15 protein-coding genes and 1 tRNA gene are annotated in these 17,807 nt (G+C 45.8%); 8 read left to right on the top strand and 8 right to left on the bottom strand.

The features are described from left to right. Positions 1-369: 369 nt before the first annotated feature. The 3 genes from pyk (at position 370) to E5S67_RS05130 (ending at position 3,980) form a co-directional block, all read left to right on the top strand. Complete coding sequence (gene pyk, locus E5S67_RS05140) at positions 370-2,157, top strand: pyruvate kinase (protein WP_172185993.1); 1,788 nt, start codon at positions 370-372, stop codon at positions 2,155-2,157. Positions 2,158-2,251: 94 nt separating this feature from the next. Continuing rightward, positions 2,252-2,323: transfer RNA gene (locus E5S67_RS05135), tRNA-Thr, on the top strand. 451 nt (positions 2,324-2,774) lie between these two features. Beyond that, complete coding sequence (locus tag E5S67_RS05130; protein ID WP_172185992.1) at positions 2,775-3,980, top strand: phytochelatin synthase family protein; 1,206 nt, start codon at positions 2,775-2,777, stop codon at positions 3,978-3,980. A gap of 241 nt (positions 3,981-4,221) precedes the next feature. Here the strand turns inward: E5S67_RS05130 and E5S67_RS05125 are convergent, their stop codons facing one another. From E5S67_RS05125 to E5S67_RS05105, 5 genes are all read right to left on the bottom strand, one after another. Further along, a complete protein-coding gene (locus tag E5S67_RS05125; RefSeq protein ID WP_172185991.1) occupies positions 4,222-5,280 on the bottom strand; it encodes an NAD-binding protein in 1,059 nt (352 codons plus the stop codon). Between the two features lie 264 nt (positions 5,281-5,544). Beyond that, complete coding sequence (locus E5S67_RS05120) at positions 5,545-8,358, bottom strand: AAA-like domain-containing protein (RefSeq protein WP_172185990.1); 2,814 nt, start codon at positions 8,356-8,358, stop codon at positions 5,545-5,547. 19 nt (positions 8,359-8,377) lie between these two features. Continuing rightward, entirely contained in the window at positions 8,378-8,896 is a 519-nt protein-coding gene (locus E5S67_RS05115; RefSeq protein WP_172185989.1) for a type IV pilin-like G/H family protein, read from the bottom strand. Positions 8,897-9,012: 116 nt separating this feature from the next. Then, a complete protein-coding gene (locus E5S67_RS05110) occupies positions 9,013-9,573 on the bottom strand; it encodes a paraslipin (RefSeq protein ID WP_172185988.1) in 561 nt (186 codons plus the stop codon). A gap of 61 nt (positions 9,574-9,634) precedes the next feature. Next, positions 9,635-10,180 (bottom strand): NfeD family protein, encoded by a 546-nt coding sequence (locus tag E5S67_RS05105; protein ID WP_172185987.1) that lies wholly within the window; start codon positions 10,178-10,180, stop codon positions 9,635-9,637. 175 nt (positions 10,181-10,355) lie between these two features. On the opposite strand from E5S67_RS05105, the gene E5S67_RS05100 reads away from it, so the two are divergent. Both E5S67_RS05100 and E5S67_RS05095 read left to right on the top strand, forming a co-directional pair. Next, positions 10,356-12,131, top strand: coding sequence for an AAA-like domain-containing protein (locus tag E5S67_RS05100; RefSeq protein ID WP_172185986.1), 1,776 nt, complete (start codon positions 10,356-10,358; stop codon positions 12,129-12,131). A gap of 377 nt (positions 12,132-12,508) precedes the next feature. Beyond that, the gene (locus E5S67_RS05095) at positions 12,509-13,609 is read left to right on the top strand and encodes an iron-containing redox enzyme family protein (protein WP_172185985.1); all 1,101 of its coding nucleotides are present in this window, start codon (positions 12,509-12,511) and stop codon (positions 13,607-13,609) included. Positions 13,610-13,787: 178 nt separating this feature from the next. Here E5S67_RS05095 and E5S67_RS05090 read toward each other — a convergent pair whose 3' ends face one another. Continuing rightward, complete coding sequence (locus tag E5S67_RS05090; RefSeq protein WP_172185984.1) at positions 13,788-14,507, bottom strand: methyltransferase; 720 nt, start codon at positions 14,505-14,507, stop codon at positions 13,788-13,790. Between the two features lie 589 nt (positions 14,508-15,096). Between E5S67_RS05090 and E5S67_RS33135 the strand changes: the two genes are divergently transcribed. Together E5S67_RS33135 and E5S67_RS05080 are read left to right on the top strand one after the other, a co-directional pair. Continuing rightward, the gene (locus E5S67_RS33135) at positions 15,097-15,396 is read left to right on the top strand and encodes a hypothetical protein (protein WP_246276632.1); all 300 of its coding nucleotides are present in this window, start codon (positions 15,097-15,099) and stop codon (positions 15,394-15,396) included. A gap of 55 nt (positions 15,397-15,451) precedes the next feature. Beyond that, positions 15,452-15,616 carry a hypothetical protein gene (locus E5S67_RS05080; RefSeq protein ID WP_172185983.1) on the top strand — a complete coding sequence of 55 codons (165 nt, stop codon included), beginning with the start codon at positions 15,452-15,454 and terminating at the stop codon, positions 15,614-15,616. Positions 15,617-15,619: 3 nt separating this feature from the next. Here the strand turns inward: E5S67_RS05080 and E5S67_RS05075 are convergent, their stop codons facing one another. Both E5S67_RS05075 and E5S67_RS05070 read right to left on the bottom strand, forming a co-directional pair. Beyond that, on the bottom strand, positions 15,620-15,862 hold the full coding sequence (locus E5S67_RS05075; protein WP_172185982.1) for a ChaB family protein: 243 nt from the start codon (positions 15,860-15,862) through the stop codon (positions 15,620-15,622). 200 nt (positions 15,863-16,062) lie between these two features. Beyond that, complete coding sequence (locus E5S67_RS05070) at positions 16,063-16,542, bottom strand: YqhA family protein (protein ID WP_172185981.1); 480 nt, start codon at positions 16,540-16,542, stop codon at positions 16,063-16,065. Positions 16,543-17,358: 816 nt separating this feature from the next. On the opposite strand from E5S67_RS05070, the gene E5S67_RS05065 reads away from it, so the two are divergent. After that, positions 17,359-17,766, top strand: a complete 408-nt coding sequence (locus E5S67_RS05065) for a hypothetical protein (RefSeq protein WP_246276631.1) — start codon at positions 17,359-17,361, stop codon at positions 17,764-17,766. Positions 17,767-17,807: the final 41 nt, after the last annotated feature.

Genomic DNA, 17,807 nt, shown 5'->3' with positions numbered 1-17,807 from the left:
TAAAGTTTTATGAAAGAACTGAGTCCGATCGCCAGAAACTAGCGTCTGCACAAACAGGAAAGTATTGCTGTTGTGCAAGGATGCCAGTGATAGATTAGCCAAAAGGGCTGAGCATACCAAATAAAATATGGGTATGTCTGTATTTATGTCAAGCCTGAGAGCGGAAAAATTTACCCAAAAGAGCGCTCCCCAAGAAAAGATTACCGATGGGTAAAAAGTCAGATATTCTATATATTGTTCAATACCTGCTTTTTTGACGACGATCAAAATTTTTAAGACTTAAGACTAGCGTCATTGCTTGTAGTGCAAAGATGAAACGTTAGCCGAAATTTAAACAAGAAATCCACCTGCCTCCCCAGAACACCGCTGATGCAATTGCCAAAAGCCCTACGCCGGACTAAAATCGTCGCCACCATTGGCCCAGCAACTTCGGACCCACAAGTGCTGCGCCAGCTCATAGAAGCCGGTGCCACAACTTTGCGACTCAACTTTTCTCACGGAACAGAAGAAGACCACCAACGCAGCATTCGGTTAATCCGGCAAACATCCTTTGAACTCAACCAGCCGGTGGCCATCCTCCAAGACCTCCAAGGCCCGAAAATTCGTTTAGGGCGCTTTGAAACAGGGTCTATTGTTGTCAAAAACGGCGATCCTTTCATTTTAACCAGCCGCCCGGTTCCCGGCACCGAGCTAATTTCTTCCGTCACCTACGACCCCCTAGCAGACGAAGTTCCAGAGGGAGCACTGATTCTGCTCGACGACGGGAAAGTGGAAATGCGCGTCGAAAAAGTAAACCGCACTTCGCGGGAATTGTACTGCCGCGTCGTAGTCGGCGGGCCGCTTTCTAACAACAAAGGCGTGAATTTTCCGGGAGTTTACCTGTCGATTAAGGCGCTGACTGATAAAGACCGCAAAGATTTAATGTTCGGCCTCGACCAAGGTGTCGATTGGGTCGCCCTGAGCTTTGTGCGGAATCCCCAGGATATGCTCGAAATTAAAGAACTGATAGCCAGTGCGGGCAAGCAAGTACCTGTGATTGCCAAGATCGAAAAGCACGAGGCGATCGAACAAATGGAAGCAATCCTGGCCCTTTGCAACGGCGTGATGGTCGCCCGCGGCGATTTGGGAGTGGAACTGCCCGCCGAAGACGTGCCGCTTTTGCAAAAGCGGCTGATTGCTACCTCCAACCGCATGGGGATTCCGGTAATTACCGCTACCCAGATGCTCGACAGCATGGTAGGTAATCCCCGTCCCACCCGCGCGGAAATTTCCGACGTGGCAAACGCGATTCTCGACGGAACTGATGCGGTGATGCTCTCGAATGAAACGGCTGTCGGCAAGTTCCCTGTCGAAGCGGTAGCGACGATGGCGAGAATTGCGGTGCGGATGGAGAGGGAAGGAATTAGCGGCAATATTAGGAATGTAGAAGATATTGGTCGATCGATCCCCAACGGCATCAGTCAAGCAGTCAGCCAAATCTCCGAACAGTTGAACGCGGCCGCCATCATGACGCTGACCAAAACCGGCGCTACAGCCCGAAATGTCTCGAAATTCCGACCGAAAACTCCGATTTTGGCAGTTACTCCTCACGTAGACGTAGCCCGACAACTGCAACTGGTATGGGGAGTCAAACCCTTGTTGGTGCTGGATTTGCCTTCAACCGGCCAGACATTTCAATCTGCGATGACTGTCGCCCAGGAAAAAGAGTTAGTGTGCGACGGAGATTTAGTGGTGATGACCGCCGGTACTCTGCAAGGGGTTGCCGGATCGACGGATTTGATCAAAGTTGAAGTAGTGACAGCAGTTTTAGGCAAAGGCACCGGTGTCGGTTTGGGTTCGGTGAGCGGCATGGCAAGGGTTGCTCGCACGGCTGCGGATGTAGGCAATTTCCACGCTGGAGAAATTTTGGTAGTAGAGCACACCAGCGTCGCTTTTGTGGACATGATTCGGAAAGCCGCAGGTGTGGTGACGGAGGAGGATAGTTTGACTTCTCACGCCGCGATTATCGGTTTGCGGTTGGGCGTGCCAGTGATGGTGGGCGTGCAGAATGCCACGCGGGTAATTCGGGACGGAACTATGCTGACGCTGGATATGCAGCGGGGTTTAGTTTATTCCGGGGCCAGAGGCGGCTCAACCGACGGGGAACTGGCCGTTTAACAAGTTCTGAGTTAGGAGTTGTGGAGTTTTGAATTAAATTCTACAACTCGTTGCTTTTTTCCCTTAGGTTGTGCTACAATCCAAAATTGTCTGTGCCGATGTAGCTCAGGGGTAGAGTATTCGATTCGTAATCGAACGGTCGTGGGTTCAAATCCCACCATCGGCTTTGGGTTTCAACAATTTTTGCAAAACCAAAGCAAAAAGTTTGGAGTCAATCTGTCTTCAAAAACGCAGTTTAACGGCTCAAAAATGCTCTCGGCGACTTGCCGAGAGCATTTTTATTTGCCGTCAATCCTTGGTGGTGGATCGGTAATTTTTTGCAATCAAAAGTAAATATCTTTCAAGATTTTGTTCGTACCTTGTAAAAATATTTATTTGTTCTGGAAAGCATTGATAAAAAGAGGATTTGCATTCGTGACTATAGCCACCGCCTTGGCGGTTACTCTATCTAAGAAAAATGGTCGCGTTTGTTAAAGTTTTCACCCAGAAAGTCAAACGTTCGCAGCGCTGTCTTGCTAAAATGCAAAAAAGGTAGTAGATATGTGCATTCATTAATATCAGTTTAGCGATGTTGCATAAGATATCTTAGCCGTAAGCAATGAAGGTTAAAACACTCAATGTCCGCTCAAGGGTTTTATCGTCGTTCACTCCCCGATTCTGCTATTGCCTTTTCCTCACTAGAAGGAAGGCAAATTTTTCGAGAAGCGTTGGCATTAGGAGGTATGGAAGGGTATTTTGCTCTAGCTGAACAGTTTCATACTCAAGCAGAACCCGCTTTTTGTGGATTGGGTAGTTTAGTTGTTGTTCTTAATGCTTTATCCATCGATCCGGGTCGCATTTGGAAAGGGGTGTGGAGATGGTATGGAGAGGAGTTTTTAGACTGTTGCTTACCTCTTTCAGTTATTAAAGAAAACGGTATCACCTTTGATGAGTTTGCCTGTCTCGCACGTTGCAACGGTGCTGTTGTAAAACCTAACCGTTACGACCAAAGCAGTTTGGAAAACTTTCGGCAAGCAGTTCAGCAGGTGACTACTGCGCCAGGTGATATTCATCTAGTTGTTTGCTACAGCCGAAAGGTATTGGGACAAACTGGTGATGGTCACTTCTCACCAATTGGTGGCTATCATCCAAAGCGGGATCTAGTGCTTCTGCTAGATGTTGCCCGTTTCAAATATCCACCTCACTGGGTTTCTCTGCCTTTGTTATGGAAAGCATTTGAGCCTGTCGATCCGGTTACTAATCAAGGTCGAGGTTATATTTTATTGCAGAAGAGTGAAGGGTTGCAAGAAACCTTTTTTCATGTTGCTTTTGATTTACATCAGTGGCGTAGTATTGCTCCTTACTTTGCAGAAATACTGCCTGACATTCTGAGAAAAGAGCAACCTGATTCAATTGCTTCATTTGTCAGTACCATCCTGCACCATTGGCCTGTTGAGTTTACAACTATGCTGCATACCTCCTCAGAGACGGCAGAGACATTTGAGAAATTACGAGCAGCTATTGAGTTAAATTCACTGTTTAATATTGTTCACCAATACTTGTCCAGCGATGACTGGGATGCAATGTCTGTTGTAGGGAAGTGGCGATCGCAACAGTCATTCGTAGCAGAGACAATAACAGTAATATTACTATCCTGCCCCGAAACGCTCTATGCAACTCTCAAACCAGATTTACGACTGTGGTTGAGTGAGGTTCGCTACCTTGAGAAACTAATTTCTCCCCTGGATATAGAGATATCTAGATTGAGAGAACAAATGTCAGCACTCCAGGATTTTTACACTTTATATTCAAATGGATCTCACTGCAATACCCATCAGAGTTAGCACCTACCGCCTTTTGAAATCCCCAAACCTCGACTAACTACAAAAGTGAAAATTTAATCTCTAATTTCTTGGTAGAGATGGGCTAACTTTCTTAAGCGCTCGCCCTACCGCTAATCTGAACGCTCAGTTTGTTAATCCAGAGAATTACCAATTTTTTAGCTATAAAATCTTTTTGTAGCATTTTTTCCAGATTTAGAAAGGAAAACCGATTTGGCGAATGCTATACAAACCTGACATCGTATTAGTTCGGGGACCGGGGGAGGCGAAAACTCAGGGGACTGAGGATTTGATTGAGTGTGCGCAGTTGTTCTGCAGTACCCAAACAAATCAGCATATCTCCTCCTTCGATCGCAGTTTCTCCTGTAGGCCCCACAATCAAAGTCCCGCCAGCGCGCCGCACCGCTAACACCAAGGCCCCCGATTGCGATCGCAGCTTGGCATTTCTCAAAGTTTGCCCGACGTAGACACAACTATTGGGATCGATCAAAAATTCCTCCATGTAAAAAGAACTATCGGTGCCCGTCAAAACAACATCTAAAAAATCCATAACTTGAGGCCGCAAAGCCGCCGCCGCCATCCGCTTTCCGCCACTAATGTAGGGGGATACGACGGCATCGGCGCCGCCTCGCTGCAACTTCTTTACGGCTTCTTCTGTGGTGGCGCGGGCGATCGCCCGCACCTTGGGATTCAGAGTTTTCGCTGACATGACAGTGTATAAATTCTCGGCATCCGAAGGCAAAGCTGCTACTATGCAAATTGCGCGATCGATCCCCACATTCACCAAAGTTTCGTCCAGAGTCGCATCTCCCTGCACAGCCGTGTACCCCAGCGCCAAAGCTGCCTCAACCGACTGCACCGCCGAATCTATCACCACAAAAGAGATATATTCGGCCTGAAATTCCAAGGCAATTTGGCGGCCAGTGCGCCCAAAACCGCAGATAATGTAATGCCCGATCAAAGAATCTACCAATCGTCGCTGCTGCCTAATTCTTGCTCCTTCTTGAAAATATCCTTCAATCAGCGCTTCTGTAAAGCGGTTGACGATGAAACCAATCACAATCACGCCCATCAAAATCAGGCATATGGTAAACATTCGCCCGCGTTTCCCGAGAGGCTGAAGTTCACCGTAGCCCACAGTTGCTAGGGTAAATACAGTCATGTAAGCGGCATCGAGCAAAGACCATTTTTCCACCTGCCAATACCAGAGAGTACCCGTGCATAAAATGCCGCCCAGGGCGATGACTCCGCCCGTTAAGTCTTTTTGCAGGCGCTGGTACTTTTGTTCTAGAGTTGAATACACCGATCGGGCTGACCTATTACCTATTAGCTGCTACCAATTGTAACCATATCAGCCCTAGACGCAGGGGCGGTCAATCGATTTTAGATTTTAGATTTTAGATTTTAGATTGACCCCACGGATAAATGCGGGGGCTTGAGGATTTTAGATTTTAGATTTTGGATTGATTCCACGGATAAATGCGGGGGCTTGTACCATCAAGAAATTCTTGGTCAAAAAGCCGGTTTCTGCCTAGATACTTTGCTGCAAAACTCACGAGTTTGAGTCTTAACCGGGGTTTGTTTGCCTAATGCCTGACTGAGTTTCAATCCCGTCGCAGAGGTGGCGATTGCTGGGATTGGCGATCGAATTTGTCTGAAAATAATTGCGGGCGACATTGCAGCCCTGCACCAGCAAATCGTCAAGATTGAGATTCCACAGCATCACCGTACCGTCAGCACTAGCACTTGCGATCGCCTTGCCGTCTGGACTAAAACTCGCACTCCAAACAGCATCTTTGTTACCTTTTAAAGTTTTGAGCAATGTACCGTCAATATTCCACAGCCTCACCATTTTGTCTGTGCTTGCAGATAGCAACATTTGGCTGTCGGGACTAAAGCTGATATTTGTCAATCCACTTGTATGCTTTAAAATACTTAGCGGTGTGCCATCTTTGCTCCAAATTCTCGCAGTTCCCCCAGCACTTCCCGCCGCCAGCATTGCTCCGTCTGGACTGAAAGTTACACTCATAATTTTATCACTTTTAATCTCTAAAGTTCGGAACAATTTGATATCGGTGCTTGCTACGATTGACTCATGTTTTTGCAACTTTTCCTTAACCTTGGTCAAACTCCAAAGTTTAACAGTGCCATCAGTGCCAGCCGCAGCAATTATCTGACCGTCTGGGCTAAAACTCGTGCTGGTTATCCAACCTCGCTCCACTTTAAAAGTTGATAAATTTTTACCGTTGATTTTCCATAGTTTCACAGTTCCATCGACACTAGCTGAAGCAATAATATTACCATCTCGACTAAAAGAGACACTTGTTAGTTGACCGCTGTGTCCTTTTAAATTATGAATTAATTTGCCATTTTTTTGCCAAATTTTGATAGTTTTGTCGTCGCTGGCTGAAACAATGAGCTGACCGCTAGGATTGAAGATGGCATTTCTAATTTTATCAGTATGGCCAATTAATGTTGCTTGCAAAGTTCCCTTAGTTTGCCAAAGTTTGATAGAATTATCATCGGTAGCCGTCACAATTGTTTGACTGTCGGGACTGAAACTCGCGAAAGCAAGGATACTGGCTTGACTCTGCAAGCGGCAGCGTTCCCGAAAGCTGTAAACTCCCTGTTCGAGGGCGATCGCCACTCGCATCTGAATATCTGAGCTGACTCCGAGCGATCCTTTCATTTCTGTAACAGCTCTAATGCTTTCTAGCAAAGCTTCCTCTTTTTTATCGGCAGCCAAGAGCGTTTCTGATAGTAGACTGAGAGTGAGAATTTTGTTGTTTCTTTCTTCGATTGACGGTTTAACCCAAAAGGCTGCTATCAGAATTAATATTAGTATTGTTGCTGCTCCTGTAACTGTTTGTACTCTCAGTTGTTGCTCGCGCCAAAGTTTAAGTGCAATCACTTTTTTCTGCTTTTGTGCTTCGCTTAGTTCCTCTAGTAATTTTTTTTCGCGACGCAGTTGTTCTATTTCAGCTTGATGCTGTTTTTCTTGACAGCGGAATTTCGCAAATTCCGCTTCTTGACTCGCATTTAAAAATTGATAATCTTGGGTACTCAAGCTTTTATTTGCAGCCCATTTTCGCGCATCTTCCAGTGCTTGACCGCGCAACAATCGAGATTCGTCTTGACAACTTGTAGCTATCCATGCTGTTAGAGATTCGGCATAGGGGCGCAAGTCGCCGAGTGCTTTTTCTACCCAGTTTTGGTTGAATATAGCTGCGTAAATGCGGTTGGATACGGTTAATTTTCCGGCTCGTTTTACTACTAATCCGCTCAGCCGCAATTCTGTTTGTTCGGGAGTATCATCCGCCCAGATTCCCCCTACCAGGGCGGGCACGGGGGCACCGCCCCTACAATCGGGGGGTTCTGAAAGTGGCAATATTTTTTGGTATAGCCCTAATAACCTACTGGCGCGGTGCGGACTTCTGAGAAGGCGATCGCGAATTGTTTTGATGTGTACGGGTTCATCGGATGATTCCCAATTATCAATAATATGAGATTGCACTATCTCGCTAATTAATAATTGATTTGGAGTAATATTTTCAGTTTTGCTTTCATCCGTTGAATCTGATATAATAGAAGCCGATGCTAAGCTTTTTACATGGTGCAAAATCAGCTTGCAAAGCTTTTGAGTCAGAAATGGCTGTCCTCCAGTCCAGTCCAAAATCTCTTTTAAAACCTCTTGAGGGTTCTCTACTTTTCCCTCAAATCCCTTTGCTAAAGGCAGAGATTCCTGTAATTTAAAACCGTGCAATTCAATAGGTAAACCGATATTAAAAGGCGTGCGAGTTGCATCGCTAATTAAATCTGATGGCGTAGCTACTCCCAGCAAAGCAAATGTAATGCGCTGGTATTCTGAATTGTGAGCGCGTTTATTGTAGCAACATCTAATTAATGCAAAGAAATCGTCTAGCGGTTCTTGGAAACTCAGAACGCTATCAATTTCATCAATAAAAATGACCAGGTGTTGAGAAATTCTGAGTAGCAGCAATTCTTCAATTAACTCTGCTAAGCGCTGCACCGGCGACATCAACTCTCTCTCCCGCCACCAAGTCATAAACTCGACTGGGTTAAACAGGTTGAAATTGCACAAGAGTTTGTAAGCGACGCCGCCGTACCACTTATCTAGAGAGACTTGTTGGTTGCCAATGTCTGAGAGGTCGATCGTAGCACAGGCAATGCCATCAGCCGAGAGTTTTTGTACAGTTCGCACCAGCAAACTGGATTTGCCCATTTGTCGGGAATTGAGCACGTAACAAAACTCTCCAGCTTTCAGGGCTTGATAAAGTTCTGAGTCAGCTTGCCGCACTACATAAGTAGGTGCATTTTGCGGGAGACTGCCGCCGATTTGGTATTGGTACTCCACTGTCATTATCTTGCTTCTAGTTAGATTATTTAGTCACTTCTATTGTGCCTTTACCGCAAGCAATCTTACCATTTTCATAGGTGGGTTCTGCTGGTTTAATTGTACCGGGAAAATCAGCTCTACACAATATGGAGGTTGTAGTTATTTCCTCTTTAGCAGCATTTGGCTCAAAGTTTTTAGCAGGAACCAGAAAAACACCGCCGACATAACTTTTAAGTTGTTTATCCTTGGATACTCCATAACCAAATGCTGCTTTCTTAGTGGCGCGAACTGAATACTTGTAATTTGTTGTCTCTGTTTTAATGCCAATTTCCAAAGCCTTAACAGAACTGGAAAAAGCATTTTTTTCTGCAAAATAGGCTTGCTGACCTCGGTTCATAGAGCCAACATACTGTTTTGCTTGTGAAATCATGGGTTTATTGCTAGCATTCAGAAATGATGGCAGAGCGATCGCGCCCATTACTCCAATGCCCATTAAAAGCAATAAGCATCCGCAACCGTTATAAGTTGAATTGCTAATACTTGATTCTTGATATTTAGTCATGGCTTTGTCTGGTTAAAGGGTATATACAAGGCGAATTAAAGTCGGCGAGGCAGAGCCTCTGTATCTGCGTTACCAGGGAGAGCCTGGTAACGAGGAAAATGAGGTAATACTAATCCTTAAGCTCGCAGGTGTTCTACTTCTTTACGGTTAATGGATGTTGGCTTAATCACTTTACTGCCGATCGCAAAATCGCGCAATTCCACTCTCGTAAACTTCACACCCCAAGGATCTGTCGTTGTATCCAACTCCTCCACTAAAGCATTATTGATTTCATTGCGAGCCGTGTAAAGTTCCTCCAGAGCTAATGTCGCAATGTGAGTCCGAATTGAAAGAATCAGCATATTTAACATCGCTTCCTTGAGATTCTGCACCTTGTAAGACGCTTTTTCTAAGTCAATTATGCGCCAGTACACAATAAATTCAACGGTGACGGCAACGCGATCGCGCGTCGTGCATTCTTGCGGTGACAGTCTTAAAATTTGCTCGCGCAGAGTTTGTTTATAGGCGACTGTTTCGACAAAGGGAATCAAAAAAGTCAAACCTGGCTCGAGTTTCTTGCGATCGTACTTTCCGAAAATTTCAACTAAAGCCTCATCTCCTTGACGGACGATTTTAACGCTGTTGGCTAAGGATACTCCGGTGATTGCAAACAACACCATCAAAAAATACTGATACATAGTGAATCTCCTGGTAATTTTAAGCTGTGAACTAAAGATGAATTGAGGTGGCTGCCAATGTTTAGCCGTTGATGTGAATTAATTTGTCAGGTACAACAATCAGCGTGTTTCCTTCGCGGCGCAAAACGTAAACTTTTTGTCTGGGTGCGATCGCCCCTTGGGAATCTTCGTTGCGGGCTTTCCACGAAGCCCCTTCATAAATCACCATTCCGGTTTCTCCAGGGAAAATTTCGGAGATTGTTGTCGCTTCGGTTGCTTCGGGAATGACAAACTTTTTGCGAACAATGAAAATCGGTCGAATCCAGATACTCAGCGCGAGGGCTATCCCCATCCAGTAGAAGATTTGCCAGTCAAAATCTTCATACATTATGTTCGCCCAACTAAACTGAAATGCTACCGAGCCTCTCCACAAAATAAAGGATTCAATTAAAGCAGAAGCTCCCATCATTAGCACGTAAAACCTGTATTTTTGGGGCTGAGTTTTGATGATTAATAGCTCCATCGCACTAAGCACAACTCCGAGCAGCAGCCAGAATAGGGGCGGGGTGAAGGCGAAACCTGGTTGATTAGTGGCTGACGCCAGCGACCAAATTAGGATAGAATACACAATGCTTTTACCTCGTTTTGATGGGATTCAACCTTGTTATTTCTAATCTAATCAGGTGGCTATTTGAGTTGGCGACTGAGTTATTTGAAAAATCATCGACTTTTCATCGACTTTTCATCGACTTTAGGGACGGTTGGCATTTATGATGGTTTCAGTGTCTTGATTGTGATAAGCAATGCCACGATCGCTAAGGGTGCGCGAAGAGTGCATTCGCGCAGTTAAATCCTGTCTCCTGAGAAATGGCTTTCCCAGTCAGAAAATCTTGGCTGAGGATTTAGGGATGGCCCAATCTACTGTCAGCCATTTTCTGAATGGCAAACCTGTGGATTATGCCAATTTCATCGAAATTTGTCGCGGATTGGGGCAGGAATGGCGCGATTTAGCCGATTTTGAGGCGGAATCAGAGCCAGAGGAGGTACTGCTTGTGAGGGCAAAAGTAGCGATTCTCTTCGAGGGCTTCGCCAACGCCCGATCGACCTCAAACCACACCCTTTCTCAGCAGTTACACCAAGCTTTGAGTGCAGGAGGCCACGAAGTCTTTTTGATTAACAACAGCAGCGACTCAGGCTCATATTTAAAGCGTTGCGATTATTTGCTGTTGCTGATTTCGGAAGAATCGGCCGCTAGCGAAATGGTATTGGAACAAGTGCAGCTAGCCAAAGAATTGCACAGTTTAACTGGTCATAAACCCGCAATTTTACCGATTTTCGTTGAAGTCAATACACCGCTTTCTTTTGATTTACTCAGCTATTTAGCAGGAATTCAGCCCTGGCTGTGGCGCGGTGTTGGCGACTCATTTAAGTTATTATCACAAATTTTCACCATTATCAAAGAAGGTCGCACATCGTTAACTGCCGACCATGAATTAGCTGTAGAATGGAAAGTAATTACTAGCACCAAACAGTCAATAATTCAACCCCTGCCAGCAGCGCCGCCAGAATTGCCGGGAGGACAAGTTGAACTCACTTCTTGTTTTTATATCGATCGCCCTCCGATCGAATCCCGCTGTTACGAGACGATCGCCCAACCGGGAGCGCTGATCCGCATAAAAGCACCCAGACAAATGGGCAAAACTTCCTTAATGGCGAGGATTTTGCATCACGCAGAACAGCAAGGTTCTCGCACGGTAGCGCTGAGTTTTCAGCTAGCCAATAGGAAAATATTCGCTAATTCAGATACATTTTTGCAGTGGTTTTGTGCTAGCATCGGTCAAGAGTTAGGAATGCTGGAGCAGTTGCCCAAGTGTTGGGAATTAGCCGATTTGATTGGCAGCAATCAGTGCTGCAAGGCTTATTTTGAACAGTATTTGCTTTCAGAATCCTCGAAATCTCTGACGTTAGGCTTGGATGAGAGCGATCGCCTGTTTGAATCGCCGGAAATTGCCGACGACTTTTTTGGGTTATTGCGAGCTTTGCACGAAGAAGCAAAACGGCGAGATATTTGGAAAAAATTTCGTTTGATTGTGGTGCATTCGACGGAAGTTTATATCCCGATGGATGTGAATAAATCGCCGTTTAATGTGGGTTTACCGATTGAATTGCTGGAATTTAGTTCGCAGCAAGTGCAAGACTTAGCAGCGCGACACGGATTGAATTGGAGCGCTACAGAAGTTGCTGAAATGACGGCGCTAGTGGGAGGACATCCCTATTTAGTGCGGCTGGCGATGTATCGCATTGCCCGTCAAGATGTGACTTTAAATCAATTGCTGAAATCGGCGACAACGGAGGCAGGGATTTACAGCGACCATTTGCGCAGGCATTTGTGGAATTTAGAAAAATATCCAGAATTAATCGAGGCGATGAGAGAGGTTTCGAGTGTGCAAAAGCCAGTCAGATTGAGGCTAGAATTAGCCTTTAAATTAAACAGTATGGGGTTGGTGAAACAGGAGGGCAATTATTGTAGTGCGAGATGCACTTTGTATGACGAGTATTTTCGCGATCGCCTAGGTTGACAGTCATAGGTTGTACCAGTCTCAAGAACGGGCAAGATGCCCGTTCCACAAGAAAATTTAGTTTTTCAAGAAGGGGCAAGATGCCCGTTCCACAAGAAAATGGAGTTTTTGTGGAACGGGCATCTTGCCCGTTGCTAAACAGGTGATTGAGAAGGAAGCCTGATATAAGTTAATACCATTTTCCATAAACGTTGTTACCTTTACTCACAAGTTGAAAGGGTATGAGACGGTAGCGGTCAAATCTCTATCAATGGAAGGGTGTATACGGCTGACTGATTCGCTATCTTGAAAGTAATTAGCCAGAATCCTCAGCAATCTGCAACGGTTGGCTGTTTGGGCAGGCAGCACAATAATTAGAGTTAGCATAACTTAATTCCATGCAAAATACGGCAGATTTACTCCCCAAAATAGACTCGCCGAGTCTTCCCAAAAAGCAACCCGCACCCCCAAATTACGAAGCAGCCGATCGGCAATTTGTCAATTTGCTAGAAGTCGAAGATTTAGACAAGACGGTGGCGGCAAAACCGTTACTTGTCAGCGATTTTGAAAGCGCGATCGCCTACGCAATTCAAGCAGCTTACCAACAGGAACCGGGCGATGAGGCCGCTCACTGCTTCTTGCAGCGCCTGCTTTACCGCATCAACCGCCTCAACTTGTTTTGGTACGACGATTTGCGCCGCTACAATAACGAGCGATCGCACTATTTGCGTTCCGTGCGCGATCGCATTGAGGAACCTTGGCAGCAGTGGGAACTGGCGCAAATCGACGTTGCAGCGCTGCAAAAATTGCCGGATGTCAAGCAAGCCCTGCGCGATCGCGCCGCCGCCGATGTCGATCCTCCGCTAACCGATCTCGATCGCTACCAGCGGGAACAGATGACTGAAGAGGGATACAAACACCTGCTGGCGATCGCCTCTTTCGACGGTTTAGTGGAAGCCAGCCGCCTTTCTCGCATCCTCGGCGGTGCTGGCAACGAAATTCAGTCAACGCTGACGCGGGTGCTGATCGAAGAATACGGCGGCGGTCGTCTCCCCCGCAAGCACTCGACCTTTTTTGCTCAAATGCTGGCAGAATTCGGGATGAGTACCGAACCGGAAGCGTACTTCGATTTAGTGCCTTGGGAAGTACTCGCAAGCATCAATCACAACTTTCTGCTGACGGAACGCAAGCGCCATTTTCTGCGTTACAACGGCGGACTCACTTATTTTGAGGTGGCGGGGCCCGTCGCTTACCGCAATTATTTAGCCGCCGCCCAGCGTCTGGGCCTCTCGCAGGCTGCGATGGGTTATTGGGAACTGCACATCAAAGAAGATGAGCGTCACGGGCGCTGGATGTTGGATGAAGTGGCGATCCCGCTGGTTGATAAATACCCGCAGGAGGCGTGGGAGCTGGTGTTGGGGTACGATCAGGAGAAGTCGATCGGCGATCGGGCTGCGGCTGCTGTAGTGCGATCGATCCAAGCCACAGAACGGAATTAACGGCTATCTAGGGTGCATCAGTCTTTGATGCACCCTAGATATTGCAGCGTTTTCAATAAGCCTTTTATGAACAGGCAAGATGCCTGTTCCACAAAGAGTGTATTTCTTGTGGAACAGGCATCTTGCCTGTTGCTGACAATGGTGCAACATCTCAGAGGCACCATACCAGCGATGTATTTTAAAATGCTGTCATTAACTGAATTAGCTCGATCGACAAATCTCTTTGCGACTTTTCCTGTTTCTTAAACAAAACTCCAGCCAGCAGATAGATATTTTCCGAATAAAAAGCCATGCCCTGTTCTCGCAGACTGGCGATCGCGCTTTTCACCTTCGGTTCCGAACTATAATAGCCAAAAGTTAAAGGTGCAATCTCAAAATTTGCAACCGAGTAGCCTCGATCCAAGGCATAATCGATCAAACCCACAGGATTAGAATAGCTAGAAACCATCAGCAAAACTTCATCGCAGCCCAAAGATAAAAGTTTCTTAGCAATTGTAGAACCATCACTCCCGCCGTGCAACAGCGGCTGGTAAATCTTATCATCCACCGCCGGCAAGTAAGGGGGATTTGAGATTACACAATCCGCCGACTGGTATAAAGGCGAATCAAAAAAAGAGCAATTGTTGACCGTGTATTGTTCGCTCAGTTCATATTCCTTAATTTGAGACTGAGCAATTTTCCAAGCTACATTATTTAGCTCAAATCCCTGTATTGTGCCATCAAAATCAGTTCTCAGCAAAGACTTAATAACAGGACTTCCCTCTCCTGAACCAAACTCTACGATAAGTCGAGAATTGTCGCTGGCATTTAACACTAAAGTTTCCAAGCAGTGCGCGTAAAAATCAGATTCTTCCGGGCAGTGGAATACCTGTTTCAGAGGATGGGATGAAGTGAGCATAAATTCTGTAACAAAGTTGACTATTTTCAAAGTATCGAATAAGTAATATTCCAGCAATCTGTCGCAAGAGCTATTTTCTAATTTTTTATAATCGATCTCTTCCGCTTTTACATTGCAATTGAATAAGTCTTACTGCCGATATACGGTCAAATTTACAAAATTAATCCGTTTGGCAGATAGCAATTATATTAATATCGATTACTCTTGAAAGAGTAGGTAAATGAACCACTAATTATTAATTTTAATATTGTCAAACATGACCTGCTTAAATTATTCAGTTGCACCTCTGCGACGCAAACAAATTAACGCCGTTTAGGATTTATAAGGGCTTTGGCAGGTTCAGTTTCCCCTTGGCAAAGATCGATTATATTCAAAATTTTATAGTTGCCTTGGTCGAGCTTGCCTACTGTGGATCTTGCTCTTAATACCCATCTTCGGCACAGCACAAGTTTTTCCTGTGAGTTGGATGCTGCAAGCAGGTTTGCGGTCAACACTCAGCCTCGTAGGTACAGTAGCAATGCTAAGCTGGACATACTATTGGGTTAAAATAGAACGCCTGACTTGGGTGCTTTAGGGTTGGGTAATACTGATGTTATTAGCATTGCTGCTAACCGACTCGGCCATTTTTTTGAGTTGGGGAAAATCGTTGGCGACTCTCTCTCCCCTGTGGTTGGGAATGAGCGGAATCGGCTATTATTTTTGGACGGGATGGGAAGTGCGATCGCACGCGCTTTTAGCTGCAACTTTCTTTCATTTATCTGGCATTTGGATTTTGCCTTACACGGACGGTTGGTCTTTCCTATTTACGGGAGCCGTAATGGTATTTAGCTTGCTCGTTTTAGCGGAATTGCAATGGGATATGCGCCAGCCGATTAACACCCTGCATTAACTTCTGTACGACCGCGATTCCCACAGCTATCAACGTCAAGCATTAACCACAAGTGATGACTGCTTTGCTAATGACTGATGATATCATGCCCGCTAGAATAACATCACTGCAATTGGTTGGTAGTGAGGACTCTTCGTTCTCATCAAAAATTGAGGAAGGAAGCCCTCACTACACCGCAGATAGGGGTTATGTTAGCGGACACGATATTACTAATGGCTGATAACTAATTGCCACCAGACTGTACAGATTTGCGGGTTTGGTTAGTATCGTCGCCCTTGTGATGCCACGTGCCACCGTCGCCTTGAACGTATTCAGATTTTACGCTGTTCCAAGCCACGCGAGTAGCAGCATCTTGGCTCATTCCATCTTCGCTAGCGCTTTTAAAAGCAGCCTGAAAAATATGCTGCGCTCCTTGGGGTAGTTCTTGTGCTTCTGAAGGTAGGGTATCAAATTGTTGTTCTGGCATAATGGTTTCCTATTATCAAACATAAATTCTATCTTATATACTCCAAGCAACTACCTTCCTCTCTCTAAAAGCAAGTTTAAGATTGCATTTTTATCAGTCCGAAGGCAGATGTAATATTGAATGATTGTGAAAATATAAGGCAATTTGATTGCCGTTGCTGGTTCAGCGGGATTTGGCTAATTTCCCTGCTCAAACAGCCATTAATCTGACTTCGGCTTTTTTACTTGCGAATTTAGAAAATACGTCAGCGCAGCGATTACTAAAGCGATACCCGCTCCCAAGGGAAGGATGTTTGTCGCGCCGTTCCATTTAACTACCTCAGAGAGAAACAATACACTCAACACTACTACAATCACGCTAGTGAGTTTGGTTTTTAGGTCGTCGATTGTGTGAATCTCCAGCCAGTGTGGTACTTTGATGCGCTCGTCAATAAACAGCTCGTAAAGTCCGAGTGCAGTAATGTAAAATACTGTGGCGAGGAGAAACAAATCTACAACTTCGATGCAAGACAGAATCAGTTGTTTCGAGTTTTCGCTGGAAACCGCTACTGTAGCTGTGTAGCCGATGGTAATGACGGTTTCCAGGGCACCGTACATCAAAAGCGTCACAGACGCTGCAAAACAACCGAATACAGCGATTAACATTAGATAGCGACTTCTGGCAAGAATTCGATGCAGCATAGTTGATGTCTCCTTGGAAAATGTGTTAGAGAACAAGCGCTCTCTGGCATAGTTTTGGCTTTACTATATCAGAGTTTGCCCGATCGCACTCACAAGCAATTCTGACGAGTGTGCCGCCGCTGGTTAATTTAATGTCGCCCGGGTTCGACTCGGATATCCCTCAGTTCGCCTGCCTATTTTACGCAACTCAAAGCCCAGTCAAAAGCTTTGCTGTTGCAGGGTTGTAGGCCGTCTGGGACTATGATCGGCAGATCGGGCTTTTTGAGATAATTTAGTTTCCTGGAAAAGTTTGAGCAGTATTCTGCGAGTGCCCAAATTGCCAGCAGGAAGTTAAGGAAAAATAGCGAGCAAAAAATTTTTAAACTAACTCATCTGGCGGAGCGCTAAGCCAAAATTGACGGAGAGAAAATCAAGAATTTCTGCCTCAAAGCACCAGCAGCCGGGGAAAATTTATAGGAAGAGCCGCGCGCTTGTCTGAGAAACCCGCTTGATTGGTATATGTCTCGTTACTCAACCCAAAATTTTTCAGATAAACCCGGTTTCTATCCCCCGCGTGCAAGTTTTGATTTAGCTAGTCGGCCGCCCAATCAGATATCATCTACCACCTGAAATAAAACGCCATTTTGCCAAATGTTCCTAAAGATGAATGGCGCACTTGAAGGATACGTAATAGCTTATAAACTATTAACGCTGCGGTCTAATGTATCAGGGAAAAATAATCGAGGAAACGGGACTAAATTGGCTCCATTACCTTCATTATCCCGCAGCACAGGTTAGAAAAGTTGCACGTTACGCTGTCAATTTGACCCTGCGGTTTTGGCATCAGAAGCGATCGCAGGACTCTACACAAAAGCAAGCATTACCATGAAATCTTCTAAGTTGTTGAAAGTTGTTTTAGCAAGCGCTTGTACTTTAGGTTTAGCAACGGTTTCGTTAGCAGTGCCTGCTTCAGCCCAGTCGGGAGCCGGCGGTGCTGGTGGCGGTGCTGGCGGCGGTACTGGCGGCGGTACTGGCAGCGGTACTGGCACAAGCGGTACCACCGGTACGACTGGCACAAGCGGTACCACCGGTACGACCGGCACGGGTACGACTGGCACGGGTACAACCGGTACGGGTACGACTGGCACGGGTACAAGCGGTACAAGCGGTACGACAGGTACGGACACAACCGGTACAACCGGTACTACAGGATCTGCTAAAACCTGTACAACATGTACAACATAAACAACTGCAGCGCGAACGCCCGGAACTACAGGGACGAAAGG

Source organism: Microcoleus asticus IPMA8, from assembly GCF_013179805.1.
GTDB classification, from domain to species: Bacteria; Cyanobacteriota; Cyanobacteriia; order Cyanobacteriales; family Microcoleaceae; genus Microcoleus; species Microcoleus asticus.
This window is presented reverse-complemented; position numbering and strand designations above follow the sequence as displayed.

What these genes read in the sequence shown, in the direction of transcription:
- E5S67_RS05070 (WP_172185981.1), bottom strand. Translation starts at nt 16,542, where the DNA reads ATGCTGCATCGAATTCTTGCCAGAAGTCGCTATCTAATGTTAATCGCT.
- E5S67_RS05080 (WP_172185983.1), top strand. Translation starts at nt 15,452, where the DNA reads ATGACTGCTTTGCTAATGACTGATGATATCATGCCCGCTAGAATAACA.
- E5S67_RS05120 (WP_172185990.1), bottom strand. Translation starts at nt 8,358, where the DNA reads ATGACAGTGGAGTACCAATACCAAATCGGCGGCAGTCTCCCGCAAAAT.
- E5S67_RS05090 (WP_172185984.1), bottom strand. Translation starts at nt 14,507, where the DNA reads ATGCTCACTTCATCCCATCCTCTGAAACAGGTATTCCACTGCCCGGAA.
- E5S67_RS05100 (WP_172185986.1), top strand. Translation starts at nt 10,356, where the DNA reads ATGCCACGATCGCTAAGGGTGCGCGAAGAGTGCATTCGCGCAGTTAAA.
- E5S67_RS05110 (WP_172185988.1), bottom strand. Translation starts at nt 9,573, where the DNA reads ATGTATCAGTATTTTTTGATGGTGTTGTTTGCAATCACCGGAGTATCC.
- pyk (WP_172185993.1), top strand. Translation starts at nt 370, where the DNA reads ATGCAATTGCCAAAAGCCCTACGCCGGACTAAAATCGTCGCCACCATT.
- E5S67_RS05095 (WP_172185985.1), top strand. Translation starts at nt 12,509, where the DNA reads ATGCAAAATACGGCAGATTTACTCCCCAAAATAGACTCGCCGAGTCTT.
- E5S67_RS05115 (WP_172185989.1), bottom strand. Translation starts at nt 8,896, where the DNA reads ATGACTAAATATCAAGAATCAAGTATTAGCAATTCAACTTATAACGGT.
- E5S67_RS05130 (WP_172185992.1), top strand. Translation starts at nt 2,775, where the DNA reads ATGTCCGCTCAAGGGTTTTATCGTCGTTCACTCCCCGATTCTGCTATT.
- E5S67_RS05075 (WP_172185982.1), bottom strand. Translation starts at nt 15,862, where the DNA reads ATGCCAGAACAACAATTTGATACCCTACCTTCAGAAGCACAAGAACTA.
- E5S67_RS33135 (WP_246276632.1), top strand. Translation starts at nt 15,097, where the DNA reads ATGTTATTAGCATTGCTGCTAACCGACTCGGCCATTTTTTTGAGTTGG.